This window comes from Pseudoalteromonas sp. Ld20, from assembly GCF_045064175.1.
Lineage (GTDB): Bacteria > Pseudomonadota > Gammaproteobacteria > Enterobacterales > Alteromonadaceae > Pseudoalteromonas > Pseudoalteromonas neustonica.
The window spans coordinates 1-2,068 of sequence record NZ_JBISHB010000016.1; the positions used below are offsets into that span (position 1 = coordinate 1).

The following is a 2,068-nucleotide window of genomic DNA, read 5'->3' on the forward strand; positions in this document are numbered from 1 at the left end:
TGAATAACTTTTTTTGCTAAATCAACGCCAACTCTAGTACGATACATAACAGGACTCTTTTAATATATTTGTGTGGTAACTTTTATATTACCTCACTCGTTAAGGGTGAGGGAGTCCAATTATCTATGGGCAGTCCACTTATCAACTAACAGTGGATTTAGATCATTGGATCCGCCGTAGGATAAGAATGTGCTACTGGCGGCAATGGCGCTCTTTCCAAAGGAATAGCCCGTACCAAAGTACGCAGTTTAATGAAATTGGGTGTTAGCGAGCGACTCGCCATAGCCTGTGGTATCACCAGTACCAAAAGTAGGCGCTTGGAAGCGAAGGCCCTTGTAGAAGCTCAAAAACAAAAGGAATTAACATTGCATTAGGCAATGATTACTTAGCGTCACAAGGTTTAGTGTCATTGAGAGATGTTTGGATCAATATTCATTACGGGAGATGAACCGCCCATTGCGCTTCCTGTTAATAAAAAGCGCATGATGGGTGGTGTGGGGGCTGGAGGTTAGAGACCTCCGGCTACCCGATTAGCTGTTGATTAGTATAAACGCATCGTTTTCATAGTAATGCATAACAGCACTTAAAAGCTCATTCTGACTATAATCAGGCTTTTGCTCAAGTAAATTACTTTTAATACTTTGAAGATCAGCCACACTAAGAAAGCTTTTATACCCTTTAGCCACAGGATAAATTGGCTCATCGTCGTCATCTCGTTCTTCTTCCGCATCATCATCGATTATAAGAATCAGTGACGACATGCAGATTGAGTTATCAGGATATATATATGCATATAGATTCCATTCGAAAGAGTCAATTTCACTCATAACATTTTCAAGATTTGATTCTAATCGCAAAAGACCACCCTAGTAAAAACAGCTAACGAGGCTGTAGAATAACTCTAACAGCCAAATTCAATTAAAAAACGAGCTCCTATAATTAACTCTAAGCGTTTTTAAAGCATTAGGTAATGCATTTGGAACCCATAAAACAGGCTGTTTTTCTTAAAAAAGAGTAATTCTACAGCCACAACGCCCAATTAAGCGGACGGAAACAGTTGGCTATAATGTGTAGCGAAGCGAAACTCAGCCAACTGTTGGAGTTCCGACTTAAATTGCTTGTTATGTGCCCTTACGCTACAATGTACAAATAAACGTACATGAACATTTTGGAGTTCACATGGATGCAATAAGTTATACATCAGCTAGAGCGAATCTAGCAAGAACAATGGCGCATGTTTGTAATGATCATGCACCAGTTATTATTACACGTAAAAGTGAAGATCCTGTTGTTATGATGTCTTTAGAAGACTATAACGCAATGCAGGAAACTACATATTTACTTAGATCACCAGCAAATGCACGCGAACTTTTAGAGTCTATTGCCGAACTTGAAGCTGGCAATGGAACTGAAAGAGAGCTCATAGAATGAAGCTGACTTTTTCGACTAAAGCTTGGGAACAATACCTTTACTGGCAAACGACAGATAAAAAAATACTTAAACGTATTAATTTACTAATCAAGGATATCCAACGTAACCCTACTGAAGGTATTGGAAAACCAGAGCCTCTTAAACACGGTTTATCAGGCTACTGGTCTCGTCGAATAAATGACGAACATAGAATCGTATACAAAAACCAAAATGATACAATTCTAATAGCACAACTGCGCTATCACTACGGCACATAACGAGCCTGTAGAATAACTCTAACAGCCAAATTCAATTAAAAAACGAGCTCCTGTAATTAACTCTAAGCGCTTTTAAAGCATTAGGTAATGCATTTGGAACCCATAAAACTGGCTTTTTTTCTTAAAAAAGATTAATTCTACAGCCACAACGAGGCTGTAGAATTACTCTAACAGCCAAATTCAATTAAAAAACGAGCTCCTATAATTAACTCTAAGCGTTTTTAAAGCACTAGGCAATGCATTTAGGACCCACAAAACTGGCTGTTTTTCTTAAAAAAGAGTAATTCTACAGCCACAACGAGGCTGTAGAATTACTCTAACAGCCAAATTCAATTAAAAAACGAGCTCCTGTAATTAACTCTAAGCGTTTTTAAAGCATT

General features: G+C 38.1%; 3 protein-coding genes and 1 pseudogene. 3 read left to right on the top strand and 1 reads right to left on the bottom strand.

Annotated features, from left to right (window positions below; genetic code table 11):
- Positions 1-133: 133 nt before the first annotated feature.
- A pseudogene (locus ACJJVX_RS00220) lies at positions 134-448 on the top strand (hypothetical protein); the annotation flags it as partial.
- Between the two features lie 82 nt (positions 449-530).
- Here ACJJVX_RS00220 and ACJJVX_RS00225 read toward each other — a convergent pair.
- Positions 531-857 carry a hypothetical protein gene (locus ACJJVX_RS00225; RefSeq protein ID WP_170174151.1) on the bottom strand — a complete coding sequence of 109 codons (327 nt, stop codon included), beginning with the start codon at positions 855-857 and terminating at the stop codon, positions 531-533.
- A 322-nt stretch (positions 858-1,179) separates the two neighbouring features.
- Here ACJJVX_RS00225 and ACJJVX_RS00230 point away from each other — a divergent pair, with 322 nt between their 5' ends.
- Together ACJJVX_RS00230 and ACJJVX_RS00235 are read left to right on the top strand one after the other, a co-directional pair.
- Entirely contained in the window at positions 1,180-1,431 is a 252-nt protein-coding gene (locus ACJJVX_RS00230) for a type II toxin-antitoxin system Phd/YefM family antitoxin (RefSeq protein WP_054203492.1), read from the top strand.
- The gene (locus ACJJVX_RS00235; protein ID WP_028865307.1) at positions 1,428-1,688 is read left to right on the top strand and encodes a Txe/YoeB family addiction module toxin; all 261 of its coding nucleotides are present in this window, start codon (positions 1,428-1,430) and stop codon (positions 1,686-1,688) included. Before ACJJVX_RS00230 ends, ACJJVX_RS00235 begins: the two co-directional genes overlap by 4 nt.
- The last annotated feature ends 380 nt before the right edge of the window (positions 1,689-2,068 follow it).